At 36.6% G+C, this 20683-nt stretch carries 12 protein-coding genes; all 12 read right to left on the bottom strand.

The window, feature by feature from the left end:
• Positions 1-153: 153 nt before the first annotated feature.
• A complete protein-coding gene (locus NAG76_12500; protein ID URN92673.1) occupies positions 154-1740 on the bottom strand; it encodes an ABC transporter substrate-binding protein in 1587 nt (528 codons plus the stop codon).
• A gap of 152 nt (positions 1741-1892) precedes the next feature.
• On the bottom strand, positions 1893-3440 hold the full coding sequence (locus NAG76_12495; protein URN92672.1) for an ABC transporter substrate-binding protein: 1548 nt from the start codon (positions 3438-3440) through the stop codon (positions 1893-1895).
• Positions 3441-3597: 157 nt separating this feature from the next.
• A complete protein-coding gene (locus NAG76_12490; GenBank protein URN92671.1) occupies positions 3598-4533 on the bottom strand; it encodes a carbohydrate ABC transporter permease in 936 nt (311 codons plus the stop codon).
• A 12-nt stretch (positions 4534-4545) separates the two neighbouring features.
• Complete coding sequence (locus NAG76_12485) at positions 4546-5511, bottom strand: ABC transporter permease subunit (GenBank protein URN92670.1); 966 nt, start codon at positions 5509-5511, stop codon at positions 4546-4548.
• A gap of 122 nt (positions 5512-5633) precedes the next feature.
• Entirely contained in the window at positions 5634-7241 is a 1608-nt protein-coding gene (locus NAG76_12480; protein ID URN92669.1) for a helix-turn-helix domain-containing protein, read from the bottom strand.
• 1 nt (position 7242) lies between these two features.
• Positions 7243-8958, bottom strand: a complete 1716-nt coding sequence (locus NAG76_12475) for a histidine kinase (GenBank protein ID URN92668.1) — start codon at positions 8956-8958, stop codon at positions 7243-7245.
• A 170-nt stretch (positions 8959-9128) separates the two neighbouring features.
• Complete coding sequence (locus NAG76_12470; protein URN92667.1) at positions 9129-12920, bottom strand: glycosyl hydrolase 53 family protein; 3792 nt, start codon at positions 12918-12920, stop codon at positions 9129-9131.
• A gap of 263 nt (positions 12921-13183) precedes the next feature.
• The gene (locus NAG76_12465; protein URN92666.1) at positions 13184-14062 is read right to left on the bottom strand and encodes a carbohydrate ABC transporter permease; all 879 of its coding nucleotides are present in this window, start codon (positions 14060-14062) and stop codon (positions 13184-13186) included.
• Between the two features lie 22 nt (positions 14063-14084).
• Positions 14085-14978 (bottom strand): ABC transporter permease subunit, encoded by an 894-nt coding sequence (locus NAG76_12460; protein ID URN92665.1) that lies wholly within the window; start codon positions 14976-14978, stop codon positions 14085-14087.
• A 370-nt stretch (positions 14979-15348) separates the two neighbouring features.
• Entirely contained in the window at positions 15349-17058 is a 1710-nt protein-coding gene (locus NAG76_12455; GenBank protein ID URN92664.1) for an extracellular solute-binding protein, read from the bottom strand.
• 105 nt (positions 17059-17163) lie between these two features.
• On the bottom strand, positions 17164-18777 hold the full coding sequence (locus tag NAG76_12450) for a response regulator (protein ID URN92663.1): 1614 nt from the start codon (positions 18775-18777) through the stop codon (positions 17164-17166).
• Positions 18752-20539 carry a histidine kinase gene (locus tag NAG76_12445; GenBank protein ID URN92662.1) on the bottom strand — a complete coding sequence of 596 codons (1788 nt, stop codon included), beginning with the start codon at positions 20537-20539 and terminating at the stop codon, positions 18752-18754. The genes NAG76_12450 and NAG76_12445 overlap by 26 nt, the downstream gene beginning before the upstream one ends.
• Between the last annotated feature and the right edge of the window lie 144 nt (positions 20540-20683).

Raw genomic sequence — 20683 nt, 5'->3', positions numbered from 1 at the left:
CAAAACAGACCTATGACGGTATTTATACTAGACTATAGACGGGGAGAGTTATCATCTTGAGGCCCGAGTAGCTATTTTAGCCTATGATTAAAGGGTTGAGTGAACAATTATATGTTCACTCAACCCTTAGGTTACATTAATTATGAAAGCTAATTAAGGTTCAATAACTTCCGTAGTATCAGAACCACCGTCTTCGGAGGTTAATCTGCCCTGCTTCATTAAAAAAGCATCAAACTGCTCTTGCTTTGCAGCAATGATTTTATCAATTCCTGCACTTTTCAACTTTTCAATATACTCCGGCAAGACAACAGCAGGATCAACTGAACCAGACTCTAAGGCCACGACATATTGCTTATCTACATTAACGACTGCTGCCACTTCAGAGCGAACCGACTCACCATCAAATATAAAGCCAAGACCTGGAGATTGCACAGCCCCTTCATTAAATTCATTGAATTGTTCCCATTTATCGGGGTCTTCCGTATCCCATAAATAATTGATAAATTGGTTTCCTAACATCCAGTTAGATCCTGGACTGTAACGTGCAGTTAACTCAGTCTGTTGTATAACATTATCTGAAATCTTCTCATAATGAACACCTTCAATACCAAAATTAATGAGGTTGTTCAAATATACATCTGTATGTAATAAATTTATAAAGGCCATAGCCAGTTCAGGATGGCTAGTCGTCGATGATATAGCAAGCATTGAACCTGCCGTCTCTGAAGTTGCTAGTGATTTTTGATTTAACTCAATCTGGGCCAACTTACCTGATAATCCTGTTTGCGCACCTAATTCATCTGCTTTACCTGGTTTAATTGGCGTCACTATAGAGAAATACTCATTGGATGATAGTGCATCATTAACCATCATCTGTGTAGTCGCAGCATCCTTATTTGTATAGTCTTTCTGAAAAAAATCTCTAGCTAAATATAAGTTTTCAATGTAACGATCAATCTCATACAGTGGCTTAACTATCGTAGAGTTTCTATCTTTTAGTATATAGCCTGGAATTGATGTATCACCTAAACCATCGTAATTCACCATATAATGTGAATTGAGATTTTCACCGTGCTTTACAAACAATGGAGTTACGGATGGCATCTTTTCTTTAATTATAGCGTATACCTCATCTAAATCTCGCAGACTATGAACTTTACTCATATCTAAACTAAGCTGATGGGCAATATCTTTACGATAAATGACTCCACCTTGAGCAGCGAATTCTTTATTTGTTGGTACACCATAGTTGATCCCTTCTATTTGTGATCCTTTTAATAAAGTTGGATTAAGGTTTTCGATAATCCCTTGACCATACTGTTTAAGTAAGTCATTCAAAGGTAAGAATGCTCCTCGAGATACATTCATAGAATGCTTGCTCCATTGTGAAGTAAATATGATATCAAGTTCCTCACGTGATGCAATCATAATATTTTGTTTGTTATCCCATGATCCCCAATCCAGTACCATGAGATCAATATTTGCATTCAATACTTTCAATAAATACTTATTAATTTCATCTTCTATTAATTTCTCATCAACTTGAGGAGTACCTATATACACAAGCTTCAATGTATAACCATTACCATCTACGATGAAATCCTCAACTGAATCTCTCTCTATTAAATCGCTTTCATGATTAGCTGGAGCATTTTTATTAAATAGGGAACAACCTACTAAAGTAATAGAAAGTGTAATAATTATGTTCACAATTGCTAATCGACGAAACGTAAGTAACATAAAGACATTCCCCGCTTCCCCACTCCAATATATACATTCATTTTATATCTTTGGAATAAAAACGCAATAGTTTTAATTTTAACCATTTTATTATAAGTACATAAAAAACAGCTCCAATAGTTTTCACTATTGGAGCTGCTACGTTCATTTCTTTATTTGTTAGCAAGGAATGCATCAAATTGTTTTTGTTTCTCAGCAACAACTGTATCAAGACCAGCTGCTTTAAGTGCTGCAATATATTCTGGAAGGACAGTATCAACATCTACTGCACCACGATCGATAGCAACTTGATATTGTTTAATAACATTCGCAAGAGCTCCAACTTCGCTCTTAACAGGCGAACTATCAAATACAAATCCTAGACCTGGTGATACAACTGCTCCTGTATTGAATTCTTCGAATTTAGCCCATTTCTCTGGATCTTCAGAATCCCATAGGTAATTCAAGAATTGGTTACCGAACATCCAACCATGACCTGGACTATAGTCACCAGTACGGTCAGTTTTTGACATAATCTCTCCATTAAGCGTGTAGTGAATATCTTTGATACCAAAGTTAATAAGGTTATTAATCTCTTTGTCAGAGTGCAGTAGGTTAATGAACATCATTGCACGCTCTGGATTTTCTGAAGCTGTTGGAATACCTAACATAGAACCAGCAGTTTCAGATGTAGCAATTGTTTTGTTTGTTAATTGAATTTGGTCAAGTTTACCGCTAAGACCAGCAGGTCCTGCAACTTCTTCAGCTTTACCAGGTTTTAATGACTCGATGGATGAGAATACAAGTCCAGCTTTCCAAGCATCAGCTGAAGATACTTTGCTTGTTGCCGAGTCAGCATTGATGTAACCTTTGTTGAAGAAATCACGAGTAGTTTTTACTGTTTCTAGATAACGAGCTGATTCTTCGATTGGAGCTACTTTAGTATCAGTACCATCTTTGAAGATAGCACCAGGAATCGTAGCATCACCTAGGAAATCATAGTTACCAAAGAAGTGAGCGTTAAACGTATTGTCTGTTGAAGAGATATAAAGTGGAATTAGGTCAGGTCTTTTTTCTTTTACTACAGCATATACAGCGTCAAGGTCTTGAATTGTTTTTACCGCTGTCATATCGATTCCTAACTCATCAGCAACTTCTTTATTGTAGACAATACCACCTGCTCCTGCTAGCTCTTTCGTTGTAGGAACACCGTAGTTTTTACCATCGATTTTTGCACCTTCTAAGAATGCAGGATCTTGAGAATCAGTTATACCTTTACCATACTGTGCAATTAGATCGTTAAGTGGAAGGAATGCACCTTTACCAACGTTACTTGCATGACCATTCCATTGTGCAGTAAACAGAACATCAACTTTTTCACGAGAAGCGATCATAAGGTTGATTGTATCATCCCATGGACCCCAATCTACTGGAGTAAGATCAATTGTTGCATTGATTTTTGCAGTAAGCAACTTGTTTAATTCTTCCTCAATTAGCTTTTCATCCTTTTGAGTAGGGCCAGGATATACTACAGTTAATTTTACTGGTTTCAAATCTTCTTCTTTCGGAGTATCAACTACCGGAGTTGGTGTAGGGTCAGTGTTGTTACCTGGAGTATTCGATGGTGCAGGCTTATTATTGCCACCACATGCTGTAACAAGTAAGGATATTGCCAAAATCATAACCACTAACAGTGAAGCAGTTTTTTTGCTTTTTCTCATTATTGCGACCTCCCAAAATTTTTTTATATGCTAACCAGCAAAGCTGGATATAGCTGATCATAATTGTAATGAAAGTAACGTCGAGTAAATTCGAGGCAAAGCATCGTTATTAAAGTCTGCTGTTTAAGCTACCTTGTAGCAATCTACGTTAGATTGCTTAACCTTTAACTGCGCCAACCGTTAAACCTTTTACGAAATATTTCTGGAAGAACGGATAAGCAAAGATGATAGGTCCTATTCCGATAATAACCATTGCCATCCTAACACTTTCACTTGGGAATTTGAACGTACCACCCGCAGCCTGAATTGCAGAAGCTGCCGTACTGTTCGTAGATAAATATTGAATATTCAACATCGTCTTATACATCAAATATTGTATCGATATATTGTCTTCCTTCGTTATGAACACCAGACTTAGAAACCAATCATTCCAATATGTTAACGTTTGGAATAATGCTACGGTCGCTAGTACAGGCAAAGACAATGGCAATACAATTTTGAAAAATATTCTCATCTCACCTGCACCATCGATATTAGCTGATTCTAAGATTGCAGCTGGAATCGTTGTTTGGAAGAACGTTCGTGTAATTAATACGAAAAATGCGGCTACTAAGAGCGGTACGATAAGTGCTGCCATTGTATTTTTTATATCCAATACTTGCACATATACTAAATACCAAGGCACTAGACCACCATTGAATAACATTGTGAAGAATACGAAAAATGTAAAGAACTTGGCATGAGGGAAATCTTTACGTGAGATTGGATATGCATACAATGCGATGATGATCATACTTAAAGCTGTTCCAATTACGGTTACAATGATTGAGACCGTGTAAGCATTGATAATGGATGTTGCGTCTTTGAATAGGAAATCGTAAGCAGCAAAACTAAATTCACTAGGCCAGAAGCTATATCCCTCTCGAACAATTGCACTCTCATCGGATATGGAAACCATAACAACGAGGACAATAGGAATAATACATAGAAGTGAATAGACACTAAACAAAGAATGTATCCCAACTGTCGCTAACTTCGGTAATGTATTTTTTGGATTCGAATAATTATTTGCTTTTTCTATTTCTGCACTCATGTTGTCACCTCCTTAGAATAATGCATTGTCGCTATCAATTCGTCTTACAATCCAGTTAGCTAAAAATACAAGCGAGAAGCCTACAACGGATTGGACTAGACCAGCAGCAGAAGATAATCCGATATCACCAACCGTTAAGAAGGTTCGATAGACATACGTATCAATTACGTTCGTTACAGGGAATAACACACCTGATTCCCTTGGTACTTGGAAGAATAATCCGAAGTCTGCATTGAAGATACGACCTACTTGAAGCAATGTCATAATTGTAATAATTGGCGTTAATAATGGGATTGTAATTGTAAAGATCTGCTTAAACTTACTAGCACCATCTATTGTAGCGGCTTCATAATACTCTTCATCGATACCAATGATCGCTGCCATGTAGATTACTGTGTAATAACCCATACTTTTCCAAGTGTTAACCATCGATAAGATGTACGGCCAAAACTCTTTCGTAAAGTACCATTTAACACCTTCTATATCTAACATTGGTAATAATGATTTGTTAAGAAATCCGTTTGTATCGCTTAGAAATGCGTATGCAAGATAACTTATAACAACCATGGATAAGAAGTAAGGTAAGAACATTACGGTTTGATGAAGTTTTGCCAAAAATCTGTTTTTAATCTCATTCAACATTAGTGCAAACATTAACGGGAATACTAGATTTAGTACAATGAAACTACTGTTGTATAACAAAGTGTTCCTTGTAATAATTAATGCATCCTTCGTCATGAACAAATACTTAAAGTTTTCAAAGCCGCTCCAAGGACTTCCCAATATGCCATCTACATAGTTAATATTTTTGAAGGCAATGATAATCCCAAACATTGGGATATAGTTGTTTAACAGTAAGATAAGAATTGCTGGAAGCATCATAAAGTAGAACATCCAGTATTTTTTTATTGTCTTTAACAAAGGTGTCTTTTTCTTAGGCACTGCTTTTACTTTTACATTTATGATTTCTGTACTCATAACCCCACCCTTTCATCTCTATATTGTCTCGTTGCTATATTCAAATTGTATAAAAAAAAGACACCGAACATTGTCGGTGTCGTGACTTGATTAACGCTATAATGACTACTTGGATTGATTTATTATAATTTTTGATGCTTTTTTCGATATTCTTGAGGCGTCAGCCCTGTTGTTTTCTTAAATAATTTAGAAAAATGCGAGAAGTTAGCATATCCAACTTCCATCGCAATATCACTTACCCTTTGATTACTATGCTCAAGTTGTTCTTTCGCCTTCGCTATTCGGTATTTAACAAGATAATCGGTTAACGATAGACCAGTCTCCCTACGAAATAATCGTGATAAGTAAGCTGGGTTCAAATAGACTTGTTCGGCTAATCGTTCTCGACTAAACTCTTCTTCCATATGCGCGATCATATATTGTTGCACTTTTTCCACTACATTAGAAACTTGTTTCCCCTCAGCAAAAACACTTCCATTAACTTGGTGGCAAATTTGAATCGTCCATGCCTTTAGCCTTGCTGATGATTTTAATAGACCATCATTCATTTCCCATGCTTGAAGACTTAATATACCGTGACTGCTTATCCCTTTCATCTGTAACCACTGCATCAAACTATTCATAAATCCAAAATAAAACGTTGCTAGGTCATGATAACCAACCTCATCTTGTTGAAGCTTATCAAAATAGACGTCAATTTGATAGTTTAACTGTGTCATCTTGCCTGTTTCAATTAATAAGATCCAGTCTGGAAAATGAACCGAAGCCTTAGTGCTAGATTCGGGTTTAATTGATAACTTTTTTTCTACTTTAACAGTGCAAGATTGGGTAACATTTTGCTTCTCAATAGAAAGCAAATTACGAATGCCTTCACGGATGGACGTTAATGGAATGATATCGCCAATATAACAAGATAAATAACAATGTAAATGCTCTCGGCAATGCGCTATAAATTGATACGAGATGTTCTCAAGCTCCAATTGCTGGTCGATATTGGGTTCATATAAAATAAGATATAGCACACCTTGACCATCCTGAATACAATGCCCATTTCTATTTGCTAGGTAAAATTCTTCTGCTACATTTTTAATAGCGTACGTCATTATTTCCTCATCTCGTGCAGACCATTCTTCTTTCCATTGCTCAATGCTTATGAAAACAATTTGAATAAAACTATCTGACTGCAGTGGAATACTATAATTACGCATCGCAGAATCCAAATATACGGATGCAAGTGACTGCCTATAATGAATAAGATCATGCCAAAATCTCTCTACTAATAAAGGCCTCTCTAGTTGCCATTGTTGAAAAAATTGATCATACGTCGAACGAATAGAATCCAATGATGAAATCTCATCTGCTTTTTTATATGCTTCTTCCAATGCTTCTTGCAATAAACTATGATCAATCGGTTTTAATAAATATTTGAATCCAGATAATTGTACCGCTTGTTGAGCGTATTTGAAGTCTGCATGACCGGTTAGAAATAATGTTACGCAATTCATTGCATTATCGTTAATCCATTCCAATAAATCTAACCCATTTTGAATGGGCATATCAATATCTGATAATACGACATGCACTTGATGTGTCCGTAAAATTTCTTGCGCTTCCTCTACATCTAAAGCGGTGTATATCTCATTATATTGAAGCTTATCCCACTGAATACCTTTCATTATACCTCGTATTGCAATCTCTTCATCATCAACAATTAACAAATTGTATGACACATTATTTCAACTCCTCTTGAATAGGAAAATGTATTTCAATAACCGCACCGCTCTCTTCAGTAAGATTACTGAATTGTATCGTAGCTAACTTCCCATAAAGTAGTTCTAGTCGATTTTTAACATTCATGATCCCGAGACTAGTCCGCTGACCTTCCTCAATCGACTCATGTCTTCTTAACTTTGCAAGAACATCTTCTGGGAATCCTGTTCCATTATCTGAAATCTTAATAATAAAACTTTGATCAGATTTTTGATGTGCAGCAATTGTAATTTTGAAAATTTGCTTACGATTTTTGAATCCATGAATAATCGCATTTTCAACAAATGGTTGTATCGTTAAGGCAGCAATTGGGTAGTTCAAAAATGGATCAATATTTTCAATCGTCATTTCCAATCGATTAGGAAATCGTAGTTGTTGAATCGTGATGTAATTTTCAATATGTTTCAATTCTTCTTTGAAAGTAATCATATCTCTGTTAGATGTCATAATGAACCGGAAATAATCTGCTAGATGTAGTGACATCTTCTTCACCGAATCCATTTCTTCAAGTACCGCAAAATTATAAATGATATTTAAAGAGTTCATATAAAAATGTGGATTGATCTGCGATTGCAGTTGTTTCAACTCACCTTGTTTTACTCTTAGTTGTTCCTCATATACGTCAATTTTTAAATTCTTCACTTGCTCAGCCATATCGTTAAATGTGTTGGCAAGAAAATCAAATTCAATAGTGTTATTTCGATGCAAGCGAACCTCTAAATTTCCTAATGAAACTTTCTTCATTCCAAGCATTAATTCATGTAATGGTTTGAATAACATTCGTTGCATATATAGAATATAGAGAGCTAATATTACAAAGAAAAAGATTGGGGCAACAAACGTTGCATTTCGGAAAAATAATAGCTCACGCATGATGGTTTTCTCCGGTATAGCAAGGCGATAAGCCATATCGGCTACACCACTCCGTTGCTCAAGTAACACATATTCGCTCGCATTCGCATCGATAATCTCAGAACTTGATTCCCCTTCTAAACTACTATAAGCCGTTAACACATCAGTTAATTGATCATTTTCCACACTAAATATGTCAGTAAATCCAATATCCCCGTCATTCCACTGAATTAATAATAGGTCATGAATATCTTGAATCGTTACGATTGCACCAAAAAACAGATCATCGGTTACTTTTATGTAGTTAATAAGAAAGTATCTACCTGCAATTCTATCGCTTTCTCCTAATTGCCAGTTAGATTTACCGTATTGGTACATTTCAGTTTTATATGGTGACTTTTCCATATGTTCTGTAATAAGTTTATAAGTATCGTTGTATACGCTTTCAGTGCCAAAAATAATATCTTCTTCTTGATAAAGAAATACAGTATCTACAAGATTGTAAACTCCAACATCTCGATTCAGTTTGGCGTCAATTCTAACTTTTGTTAGCGTATAGTCATTACTACTTACAGGATAAGATGTTAACAATCCAATATCAGCGTCTAAGACACCCATCTTATATAGATAATCATCAATTTGTCGTAAATAGTGATCAATTTGACCAGTGAATATCGTTAACGTATTACTATAAGTTTCAGACACTTTCACTCGTACGAGATCGCGAGAATTCGAATTGTTTATTAACATATAGGTTACAACAGGGATCATAACTAATATAAAACCTACCAATAGCTTATATTTCACAGACTGACGATGAAACATAAATGAACCTCACCTATTCTCTTCTATAATGACTGTCATCAATATTATATCTTATTTACTTAATTTTACTAGTTTTTCTATTTCGCAATAACTTTGCCAATCTATTGATCGTGCACATAAAAACGCCACCTTCATAGTAGATTTATCTACAATGAAGGCGGCGAGAGAGATTATTTGTTAAATTTTTCTAACGATTGTAGTAATTCATAAGCAATTGCAATCATACTACCTCTCGTTACTTTCTCTTTGAAATCTATTGCGGAAGCTTGTTCAGTAGAGATCATACCGGCTTGAATCAAACTCTCAATATAAGGTTGAGCCCATTTACTTGCTTCATAAATTGATACCGTGGACTGCTCAGACAATGGTAACTGAAGGATACGACTTATTAAAGTATAAATCTCTTCATAACTCATCTCTTTGTTTGGCGAAAACTTATCTTGGCCTGTTCCTACTAGCCATTGACGCTCAGTAAGTAAATCAATGTAAGGACTCGCCCAATGATTGACCGGTACATCTGTAAATGTTAATGATTGTGCATCGCTAGGCGCACTAGGTAATGGCTGATTCAACTGTCTTGCTAATAACTCAGAATCTAAACCAAATAGTTTCGTAATAATCTTGCTTATTTCAGCTCTTGATGCATATTGATCTAGATTAGCTCTACCATGTTGATCACCCTCGATAACACCCATTGCCGTTAATTTACGGAGTTGTTCATTCGAATTCATTACATCACTATATGCTCTGCTTACATTAGCAATAACGTAAGTTGCTCCATCATTAATCATTGCTTGAGTACTACCATCTGACGTTATTCCACCAACGTAGCTTAATTGACCTTTATCATTCAACTGATACAATGCAACTGAAGCTAAATCGATGTCTGCATCAAGTGCAAATGTTAAAGCCAATGGTAGATTAATAACCGGCGCTAATACTGTCCCTGAAGCAGTAGTTGCTTGCACTGTAATGTGAAATGGTTTACCTATTGGAATGATATGTGCGCCTTGTTGACCAATAAGCTGAGCCCCAGAATTGAGCGCTGTATCTTTCCATTGAATAAACAATCCACTTTCATTTCCAATGCCTGCTTCAATTAAGTCCGCTAGCGAGAATTGAAGTTCATTTGCACCCCATTGAATAATTACTTGATCAACTGTGCTAGATGTCGGAAGCTTGATCTTAGCAGAAGTTGCACCTGCTTTGACCGTGCCTTTCCAAACATTAGCATCCCCTACAGTTTGAAGCGATAATTGTATCTCTGTTGGTGTCGGTGTTGGTGTCGTTTCTGGACTTGGTGTCGTTATCGGAGTTGACGTCGGTTCTGGGCTTGGTGTTGGTGTTGTAGTCAAATCCCCTGTACGAATTAACTGCCAGTCATCAAAATCACCATAATCCTCAATCGCATCGTTGACGGTTACGCCAATTTCTAACTCTCCATTTTCAACGACGATGTCTTTAACTACGATTTCCCGCCAATTTCCCCAACCAGTTACAACTAATGGTTCAGTGAATGTACCTGCTTCACTAATTGCGTAAAGCTGACTTGGAGCTGCTATCGGCTCACCAACTATTCCAATTTGTGATTGCACAGATAACTCATAAATTCCATCTGGTAAATTCGATATTTGTTGCTTAGCATTAACGACATCATGATTCCAGAAATGAATGGCGTAACTGCCCAAAAATGCATTCTCTTGTCCACGTTCTGCACCAGTTAGTTGCCACGCTGACATATCAGCATCTTCGATGCCGGGATTGATGACGTAATTGAATGGCGTAACGGTAATGTTTGCCTTAATCTCTTGCCCTGTGATCAATGTACCTGTTAATTGTGTAGTTCCAGGAAGAGAGACATCATATTCGCTGGGTGTCCAAGAATGAACAGCAACATCACGGTGCGTATCGTCAGAGTATAATGCTTTAACTTTTGTAGGAAGTTCAACATATACACCTTGACTAGTTGTTATTGTGATATGTTTTACGGATAGCAATGTCGGCTGCTCATAATCTTCTAAGCTTTGACGAACTAGATTGAAAACTTCAATTGATGGTAATGCTTCGCCAAAATAATTGAATAATGCTTGATTCGCCCAACTTGCTCCACCATCAGTTGGAATACTTTCCCCTTGATAAGAAGCTGCATACTTCGTTGCCCAGCCTGTATCCGTGCCTAGTAACCAACCTGGCTCCCAATAGAATACGCCAACTCCTTGATCATTTGGAACTTTCGCTACTGCATTAATTACATCACGGATCGCTGAAGCCTGCCCTTGAACAGTGGCTAAGTAACCCGCTGTATCTGCTTGAGCAAGGCCGAATACATGACCTGTATCTCCGTTGTTAATCGGATCTTCAAGTGTATAGCCATAAGATGTTTCTACAATAGCAACTTTTCGACCGAATTGTGAAGCTAATCCGTCCATGACTTCTTGAATATTATCCAAGCTACCATGCCAGAATGGATAATAGGACAAACCTATTACATCATAATCAAGATCATCATATGTGGCATAAAAGTTAGAAACTTTTGCCAAGCCATCATTCGGATTTGCACGATGAATAACTATATCAATATGCTTGTTATCACCAACATTTGATTCAAAATCTCTTACCGCTTTAATTCCTTGCTTGATATACTTTTTCGCTTTAGCTGCACTATTTCCTAGTGGCCATAATAAGCCACCATTAATCTCATTCCCGATTTGAATCATATCTGGGTACACATTTTTAGCTTTTAATGCTTCTAAAGTTTCATACGTATAATCATATACTTTTTGCTCTAGTTCACTTTCTGTTAGATTAGCCCATGATTTTGGCGTATTTTGACGACCTGGGTCAGCCCAGAAATCGCTGTAATGTAAATCTACCAATACATTCAGATCTGCTGCTTTAGCATCTTGAGCCATTTCGATCATCACTAATTCATCTACATTACCTGCTCCATATGAATTACCTTTGCCATCGGTCGGATCAACCCATGTCCGCAATCTAATCCAGTTCACTCCACCATCTTTCAGAGCTTGAATCATGGATGTCTCTTGACCATCAAGATCATAATATTTACGACCTGCTTGCTCTAAAGCATATAAAGAAGATATATCTGCTCCCATCATAAAATCAGAACGAGCGCTACCTTCCAGTTCCGCTATAGGCTCAACTGATATTTGTGTTCCTGTATAGTCCTGTAATGTACTAGATACATAGATTGCACTCGTACCTTTACGTAGTAATTGTCCGGAATTAAATACTTCGGCAGTAATCGTAGCTGTACCATCTCCGATTGCCGTTACGAGACCAGTTGCCACTACATTAGCGACTGCTTCATCGCTACTGCTATATACAACCGTTTCATCAGCACTATGTACGGTAGCTAATTGAACAGTAGCATTTGGACGAAGTTCAGCAGAATTAGGCTTAATCGTTGTTTTTGTTACCGCTGTACCTTGTGTAAATTGTACGTTTTCGAAGTGTCCATAAAACTCCCCGCTATACTTCACTTTAATACCAATAGTTACTATACCATCTGCACCAACGACGATATTGTTGAGATTTAACGGTACTGGGTTCCCCCAGCTACTTCCATTAAAGATTAACGCTGTTGAAAAAATCCCCTCACTAGTGGTGGCATACAATACGGAATCCGAATCTAATGGTTTATCTCCATGTAAAAGAACGGATAAATTATAATTGCCTGGCGTTAGGCCTGTTATTTCCTTAGAGATTTCAAAATCTAAACTACTTTTATCCCAAAAATCAAGATGATTATCTTTATCTGTTAACGTAGCTGGTCGTGTACCTTTAACATCCCAAGTAGTCGTTGCCTCACCGTTAATCGTTAATGTGCTCGAAGTAACTGTGTCCAGCGTTTCAGCTGAAGCTGTACCAATTACCGGCTGCCATAGCGTTATTATTAATGAGAGCGCAATTAGTAAGCTTATTAGAGAATGTTTCTTCATATTCTTTCTACCTCCTAGTCATTTTACATAGACATATTGATGTACTTATAGAGTTACAAAATAGCATCAAAGTCATATATGATATGTTATTGAGTTTATTATATGGATTGGCTATCGTACTCACAATGTCCGAAATGAAAGGTATGTGCACTTTTCGCAAGGTATCACTTAGTAACTGTAAATATCTTGCTAATACTGTCCCTTCAAAAAGAAAAGCTTATTCCCCCCTCCTTTTTACTCGGAGTAGACAATAAGCTCTCTTGTTATTCTTTCACTGATCCTATTACTAATCCTTTAACAAAAAACCTTTGCAATAACGGGTATATAATCATGACAGGCAATGCTCCAAGAAAAATTTGAGATGCTCTTACAGTCTTTTGCGACAACATCTTCATTTCCACCGGATTGAAACTCATCGAACTCATATCGCGCTGAACGATGACCGTCTGAAGAAATGTAGCAAGAGGAAAGTCTGTCTTATCATTCAAATATAGCATTCCATCAAACCATGAGTTCCAATGGAACACGATGCTGAACAATCCTAACGTTGCTAGTGCTGGTAATGAAACTGGTAAGTAGATGCTGAACAACGTACGGAAATGACCTGCGCCATCAATTAATGCTGCTTCTTCTAACTCTTTAGGCACACCACGGAAAAAGTTCAGTAGTAGAATAGTTAGCCAAACGTTTACTGCTCCTGGTATTATAAGTACCCAGAATGAATTCATTAGTTGTAGCTTCTGAATTACAACATAGAATGGAACTAATCCGCCGTTAAATATCATCGTAAAGACAAATATCCAAGCATAGATATTACGGCTTTTGAAAGCATGAACTTCTTTCGATAATGGATAAGCAGCTAAGCAAGCTAATGCAAGCGTTAAGACTGTTCCTAATACCGTTCGCTTTACAGCTATCCATATTGAACCTATAAATATCGGATTGTTTAATGTTTTCTCATAAGCAATCGTCGTAATACCTACCGGCCAGAAACTAACGAGGTTGCCATCAGCAGCAGATTTCGCGCTGAATGATACAGCTAATATATGAAATATTGGCAATATGCAGCATAGCGCTATAATAAGCAAGAAAATCGTGTTACCTATATTGAAAATTCGATATGGCAATGTTTTATGATACATCTATATCACTCCCTTGTATTCATTAGAAAACGCGATAATTAGCTAACTTGTAAGCAAGACGATATGAGATGACAATTAATATCATCGAAACAACAGATTTGAATAGTCCAACTGCAGTTGCTAATCCAAAGTTACCTTCAAGTATTGCTGTTCGATACACAAACGTATCGATAATATCACCCTTTGCATAAACTAGGGAATTGTACAGATTAAATATTTGATCAAAGCCCGCATTCAAAATGTTACCAAGCGATAATGTACCGACAACAACTGCCATTGGCAATAGTGATGGAATTGTTATATATAGTGTTTGTTTCCAACGAGAAGCTCCATCTACCTCAGACGCTTCATACAATGAAGGGTTAATATTAGCTAATGCAGCAATAAAGACAATGGTGCCGTAACCAAATTCCTTCCAAACTTCAGAGAGGACTACCGTAAAGCGGAACCAATTACCACTAGATAGAAATGGAATCGGATCTATATTAAAGACTGAAACTAACATCCTATTAATAAGCCCACCATCTGTTGAAAGGATATCTGTTAGAATACCTCCAAGAATAACCCATGATAGGAAATGTGGTAGGTATACTAATGTTTGAATCGTACGACTAATAAATGTTTTTCTAATTTCATTTAACAAAATAGCAAAGAAGAACGGAACAATTAAGTTAAATATGACTTTCAAACCGGCAATAATAAATGTATTCCAAATAACTTGAACACTATCTGCTCGCGAGAACAAGTATCTAAAGTTATCTAGCCCGATCCACTTGGAATCAAATACACCTAGCCACGGCTTAAAATCTTGGAAAGCTATAACAATTCCTAACATTGGAACATAATTGAATACGATTAAAAATAATAACGATGGTAAAATCATAAGGTGAAACGGCCAATTTTTTATTCGTCTCATAGCAACCCCTCCTAAAACATTTTGTGTCTTCTTGAGTTTCTTCCGCGCAAAACAAAAAGTGGCATCGGAAGCTTAAACCTAACTTTTTGTGTCTCCTTGAGTTTCTTCCGCGCAAAACAAAAAGTTGCCTCGGAAGCTTAAACTATAACCTCTATACTTAAAATTATAGACCGCATACATATCCTCTCAACAGCCTACAAAAGCAATATTCATGGCACGATTACAACATGTTATACAGATGCTTCATAGTACCGAATATACATTTCTAGCTCGTGAATAGATTTGACTGATTACTAATTATTGCTATACAAAAAAACTCGATGGAAAGTAATATAAATTACTTTCCATCGAGCTATTCTAATGTATGAAGTTATTTAATCCCATTGTACCATTCATTCACTTCTTTCGTAATTTGGTCGCCACCTTCAGCTTTCCATTGTGCAACAAAATCATCAAAAGCAGAGATGTCTTTATTACCATAAATAATTTCGTTAAATGTTGTTAGCTCAATTTTTTTCAAATAATCAAGCTTAGTATTCATTGTTTCTGTCGGTGGACCTGTAAACATATCTTTGAATGAAATAGCTTCTTGTTCTAGTAAAACAACTGCTGCAGCTGGAGTTTCTAATCCATAAGCCGCTTTCACTTCTTTCTCTAGACGTGTTGTAGGCTCAGCACCACTAGCTAGATTCATAAGTGCCTTCATCTGCGCATCTGGAATACGAGCTCCGTCACGTACTAATAGATAACGTACAGAATTTACATAACCACCTGGAATATCATCATAACGTAGTAATGTTCCATCCTCAGCAATATCGAAGTCATAATTTTTGAATAGACCATTCTCAAACTCACTACCAACTTTTGGATCAGCAAAGTTTTCGAATAAATAGTTCTGATAAGTAAAGAACGCTTCAGGGTTTTTCATCTTCGTACTAATTAATGTAACACCATTCGTATAATGTGTACCATGGCGCATCGCAGTACCGTCTTCACCTGTAGGAATACCAAGCGGTTTCCATACAGCATTTGGAGCGTTAGCTGCTGTGTCAGATAATGGCCATCCACTCATCCAATAAGGACCAGCGATAATACCGGCTGTACCAGCAACAGCTGGCACTGAAGTTTGGTTTTCATCCCATAGTGCTATTTCTTTAGGAATATAACCTTTTGAATGCCAATCACGAAGTAAAGCTAAACCTTCCTTCATACCTGGTTGAATCGAACCATACGCTAATGTACCATCCTCAGCTTGATTCCATTGCTCAGGCAACGTACCGAATGCACCAAAGATCCATGATGGATCACCCATCCAAGTGTTTAATTTCATTTTTGTCCCCATACTTAGAGGAGTTACGTCAGCTGGTGCAAGACCATCTGGATTGTTATTTTTGAATTGTTCCATAACATTTTCTAGCTCAGCAATTGTTTTTGGAGCTTCCAGTTTCAATGCATCCAACCAATCCTGTCTGATCCATAGTAGATAGTCGTGATTATAAGCATAATCAAGAACCGGAATACCCATACGATCACCATCACGAGTATATGGATTCCATACATTATCATCTAGTGCCATTGCATTTTTCCATGTATCGCTAGCATACTCATCGAACAACGAACCTGCTTCACGAAATAGACCAGAGTCAATTAGTTCATGTGCTAGTTGCGGAGTACCGATCGTTACAACATCGGGAATTTCATTTGCTGAATTAAGCGATAGACGCATTTTAGTTTCGAATGCATTATTAGAGTCCGTTACAGACCATAATGATTTAATCTCGATTCCAAGTGTATCAAGCGCCCATTTTGTAGCTACGTTATTTTCCATCGTTTCGTTGTTTTTAAATTTTAATTCAGGGTCAATGCCCCATGCAGTAGATATCGTAATTGGAGGATCATATTTATCACGATAAGCACCTTTATTTTCAGTAGCTGAATTACCATCCTTAGGTGTGTTGCCACTATTATTCGGAGTTGTAGCTGGGTTTTTTCCATTATTACTGCCACAAGCAGCTAGAACAGAAGTTATCATGATGATTACCAAAGCAAGAAAAATACCTTTGTTCATGTTTTTCTTCATCTTTATTCCCCCTTACAAATTTTGTACTCTACTTCGTAATTATAAATTGAGGAGGATTGTCATCATATGACATTAACGTAACATTTCTGCACCTTTGCAAAGGTATTACTGATCACGAAACTCATTCGGAGTACATCCATAGTATTTTCTAAATATTTTACTGAAATATTGCGGGTTCTGATAACCTAACTCCGTCGTTATTTCATAAATCTTCTTATTAGTATATTTCAGCATATATACAGCCTTTTCCATTCTCATTCGAATTATGAAATCTCCTAAACTTTCACCTGTCTCACTCTTATATAATTTTGATAAATACACTGGATGTAAAAAGACACGGTCTGCTATCGTCTTTACAGATGTATCGATACCTAGCTCGTGATTTACTAACTCTTGTACTTGCTTAATAATATGCTTTTTCTGATAACTGTCACTTTCGCTGAAATGAAGTTGAAGTGTATCGATAAGATCATACGACCATGTTTTCAAATTCATTGCGCTACTTATTAATCCTCGATCAAATAGCAAATTCAAACCATGGGGGTCAATTTTACGTATATCTAATCCTTTCTTGTGAGCAACATAAATAATTCCGTTGGAAATCGCGATAAATGCCTCATATATGCTTTCTCTTGTCTGATTTTGCAAAATGTCACTGTGAAATAAACCATCCAATTTCTGCTTAGCGGACTGCCATTGTGCAGATTCTAATAAATGTATAAATGTTGGCGGCTTGTATAGCTCTTCAAGAGCATTATTCATCGGTTGCATATTGTTAGCTACTGCATCAAGTAGTACAAGCTCAGGTTCATGTAATTGAATGCGATAAAGTGCAGTAAGTGCTTCTCTATATAATTGACTAATCGTCGTTGGGAAAGTGAACCAATCCGACATGACAATTGACAAGCCACCATCCAAATGCTTCGATACTTGTTGTTGAAATTCAAGACATAATTGCTGTACATATCTTCTATCATATAATTTCCTGTCTGCATCTTCTGGTAGTGTTATTACAATCACTACGCATTCATGTGGTGCACTACTATGCCATATGCGATATGGACTTGGAAATATTTCCTCTGCTATGTTACCAACAGCATACTCAATCAATTGTGAAGAATCACGATCCATATTAATAAATCTTCCTGCTAATTGTGCAGTTAACAGTATTGCTGACTGTCCATATTGTAATTTAACTTCATATTGTTCTAATTTCGTGGCAAATGCTTGTTCATTGTACGTACGTCCCAACAAAATATCATGCATAAATTGTCTTTGTAATAGAGAATGTTCCCCTTTACGAGAGTACATTTGCTGGAGAGTTTCTTCAACACGTTTCCATTCGTTTCTTAGTAATTCAACTTGTGCAGTAATACATGTAATAAACTGCTCATCGTTCACAGGTTTCAACAAATAATCTACAGCTTTTAACTTTAATGCTTTTTTCGCATATTCAAAGTCTGAGTATCCTGTTAATAGAATTGCACGTATATTTGGCCAACGAGATTGAACTTGTTCAATTAATTGTAAGCCTGTCTGTTCTGGCATCCGAATATCAGTAACAAGAATATCAATTTGTTGGCGTTCCATTATTTCTATTGCTTCAAGTGCAGATGAAGCTTGATAGACAGCTTCAACACCTATTTCTATCCAAGGTATCGTTAGTGCAAGACTTTCTGTAACATAAGATTCATCATCCACCAATAGAATTTCTATCATCTTCATGATCACTCCATTCATCATGTTGTTTTAACTCTGTTTGCCAACGTATACTCACACATAATCCGCCTAATTTCGAACGAGATAATGTAATTCCTGCATGTTCACCATAGCGTAAGGAAAGTCGTTGATGCACATTCCATAACCCACAGCCCATCTCCTCAGTCATCGGATAATTTAAGCTGCGTTCTAAAGTGATCATCTCCTCATCGCTCAACCCTTTTCCGTCATCTTCTACTCGTATTATGATTTCTCCATTGTGCTCCGTTACCTCTATTATTATCGTACTAGCTGCAATAGATGGTTCGATTCCATGTATAATTGCATTTTCTACCAACGGCTGAATGATAAGTGGCGGTACAAGTTCTTGCTGTAACCATGCCGGCACTTGAATTTGATATTGAAGCCGCTTCATACGCATTGTACAAATATCCAAATAACTCTTCACGAAATGAACTTCTTCTCCCATAGGGACAAACTCTTTCTCTTGTCTAGTCGTGTATCGATAGTAATCCGATAGATTTTGTGACATTGCAATAATCGCTTGATAGTTTTGTAACTTCGCCATACTTGAAATAAATGAGAAGCAATTATAGAAAAAATGCGGATTGATTTGTGCTTGAAGTTGCTTTAACTTAGCTTCACGGATATGAATCTGCTCTAAATATGAACGTTGGAATAATTCTTGAATTTGTGTAACCATCGAATTAAATCGAGTAAATACAAAAGCGAATTCAGTGTTCCCTTTCGGCTGTAAACGTACAGAGTAATCCTCTTTCTTCAGACGTTGAAAACTTGTTACAAGCTGTTTGATTGGAACTTGAACTTGTACATACAGAAAGTAGACAACTACAATTGACATCAATAAAAGTGTCAGTACCGATGCATAGAAAAGCATATTGGTCTTCTTAATAGGTGAAAGCATTTCTGACAGTGGTAAGTAATCAATTAATATCCAACCTGTTGTCGTAGACCGTTCCATATTAACGAGATAGGAATCACCATTCAATTCGACGACCTTATAATCAGACTGCTCGATCTCATCTAATTTCAAGTAGGGTAATAGTTCATCAATAAATGCACGATCAGAATAACTATGATAAATTAGTTCGTTAGTTCTCACATAATAGAATGGACTTCGGTTACCATCACCTCGAAATGCATTCAGCATAGTAACAATATTGTTACTATTAAATTCAACTTCAATTATTAAATTAGCATGCCCAGGATCATAAAAACTTGAATATGGTGAAGCGATCATTAATGAAAAGCTATAAACTTGTTCTTTGTTCTCATCAAGTTGACTGCTAACTTTCCAACCTGCTTCCATCTGATCGATCATATTTTGCGGGTCATATGTATACACGTTACTAGATGTTATTACCCTTTTTAATGCCGGCGAGTAGACCTTCAATTTACTTTGCCAATTAACTGAGTTTTCTTGAATACTCAGTTTCTTCTGTATTCTCTTAATTAACTCGATCGTATTCAAATCAAGATAATCACTTTTCATTTCGAAGATATCTTTCAAATTAGATATATCAGGATCATTAATTAAGAGATTCGGCCACTGACTGACCGAATGAATAGAAGTATCCATCTGTTGTTGAAAAAACTTTAGCTGATCTCGATTAGATTTCTCTAGCTCTGCACGTAATACTTCCGTACTCGTCTTGTTAGAATATACATACAACACGATAATTGGGATTAACATGATTAGAATAACACCAAGCATTTTTCTATATAAATTAAACTTGGGCATAGTGTTCAGCTCCTACTTTAAAAATGCTATCAAGAATCATGCTATATGAATCTTATGCCTATGAATAGTACATTTTCACAAGAAATATGGTACTTTATCAAGATATATGGCATTTTGATAGCTAAATGATAGGCTTTACATTAT

This window comes from Candidatus Pristimantibacillus lignocellulolyticus, from assembly GCA_023639215.1.
Lineage (GTDB): Bacteria > Bacillota > Bacilli > Paenibacillales > Paenibacillaceae > Pristimantibacillus > Pristimantibacillus lignocellulolyticus.
The sequence above is the reverse complement of the archived record's forward strand: the minus strand, read 5'-3'. Positions and strand labels throughout refer to the sequence as shown.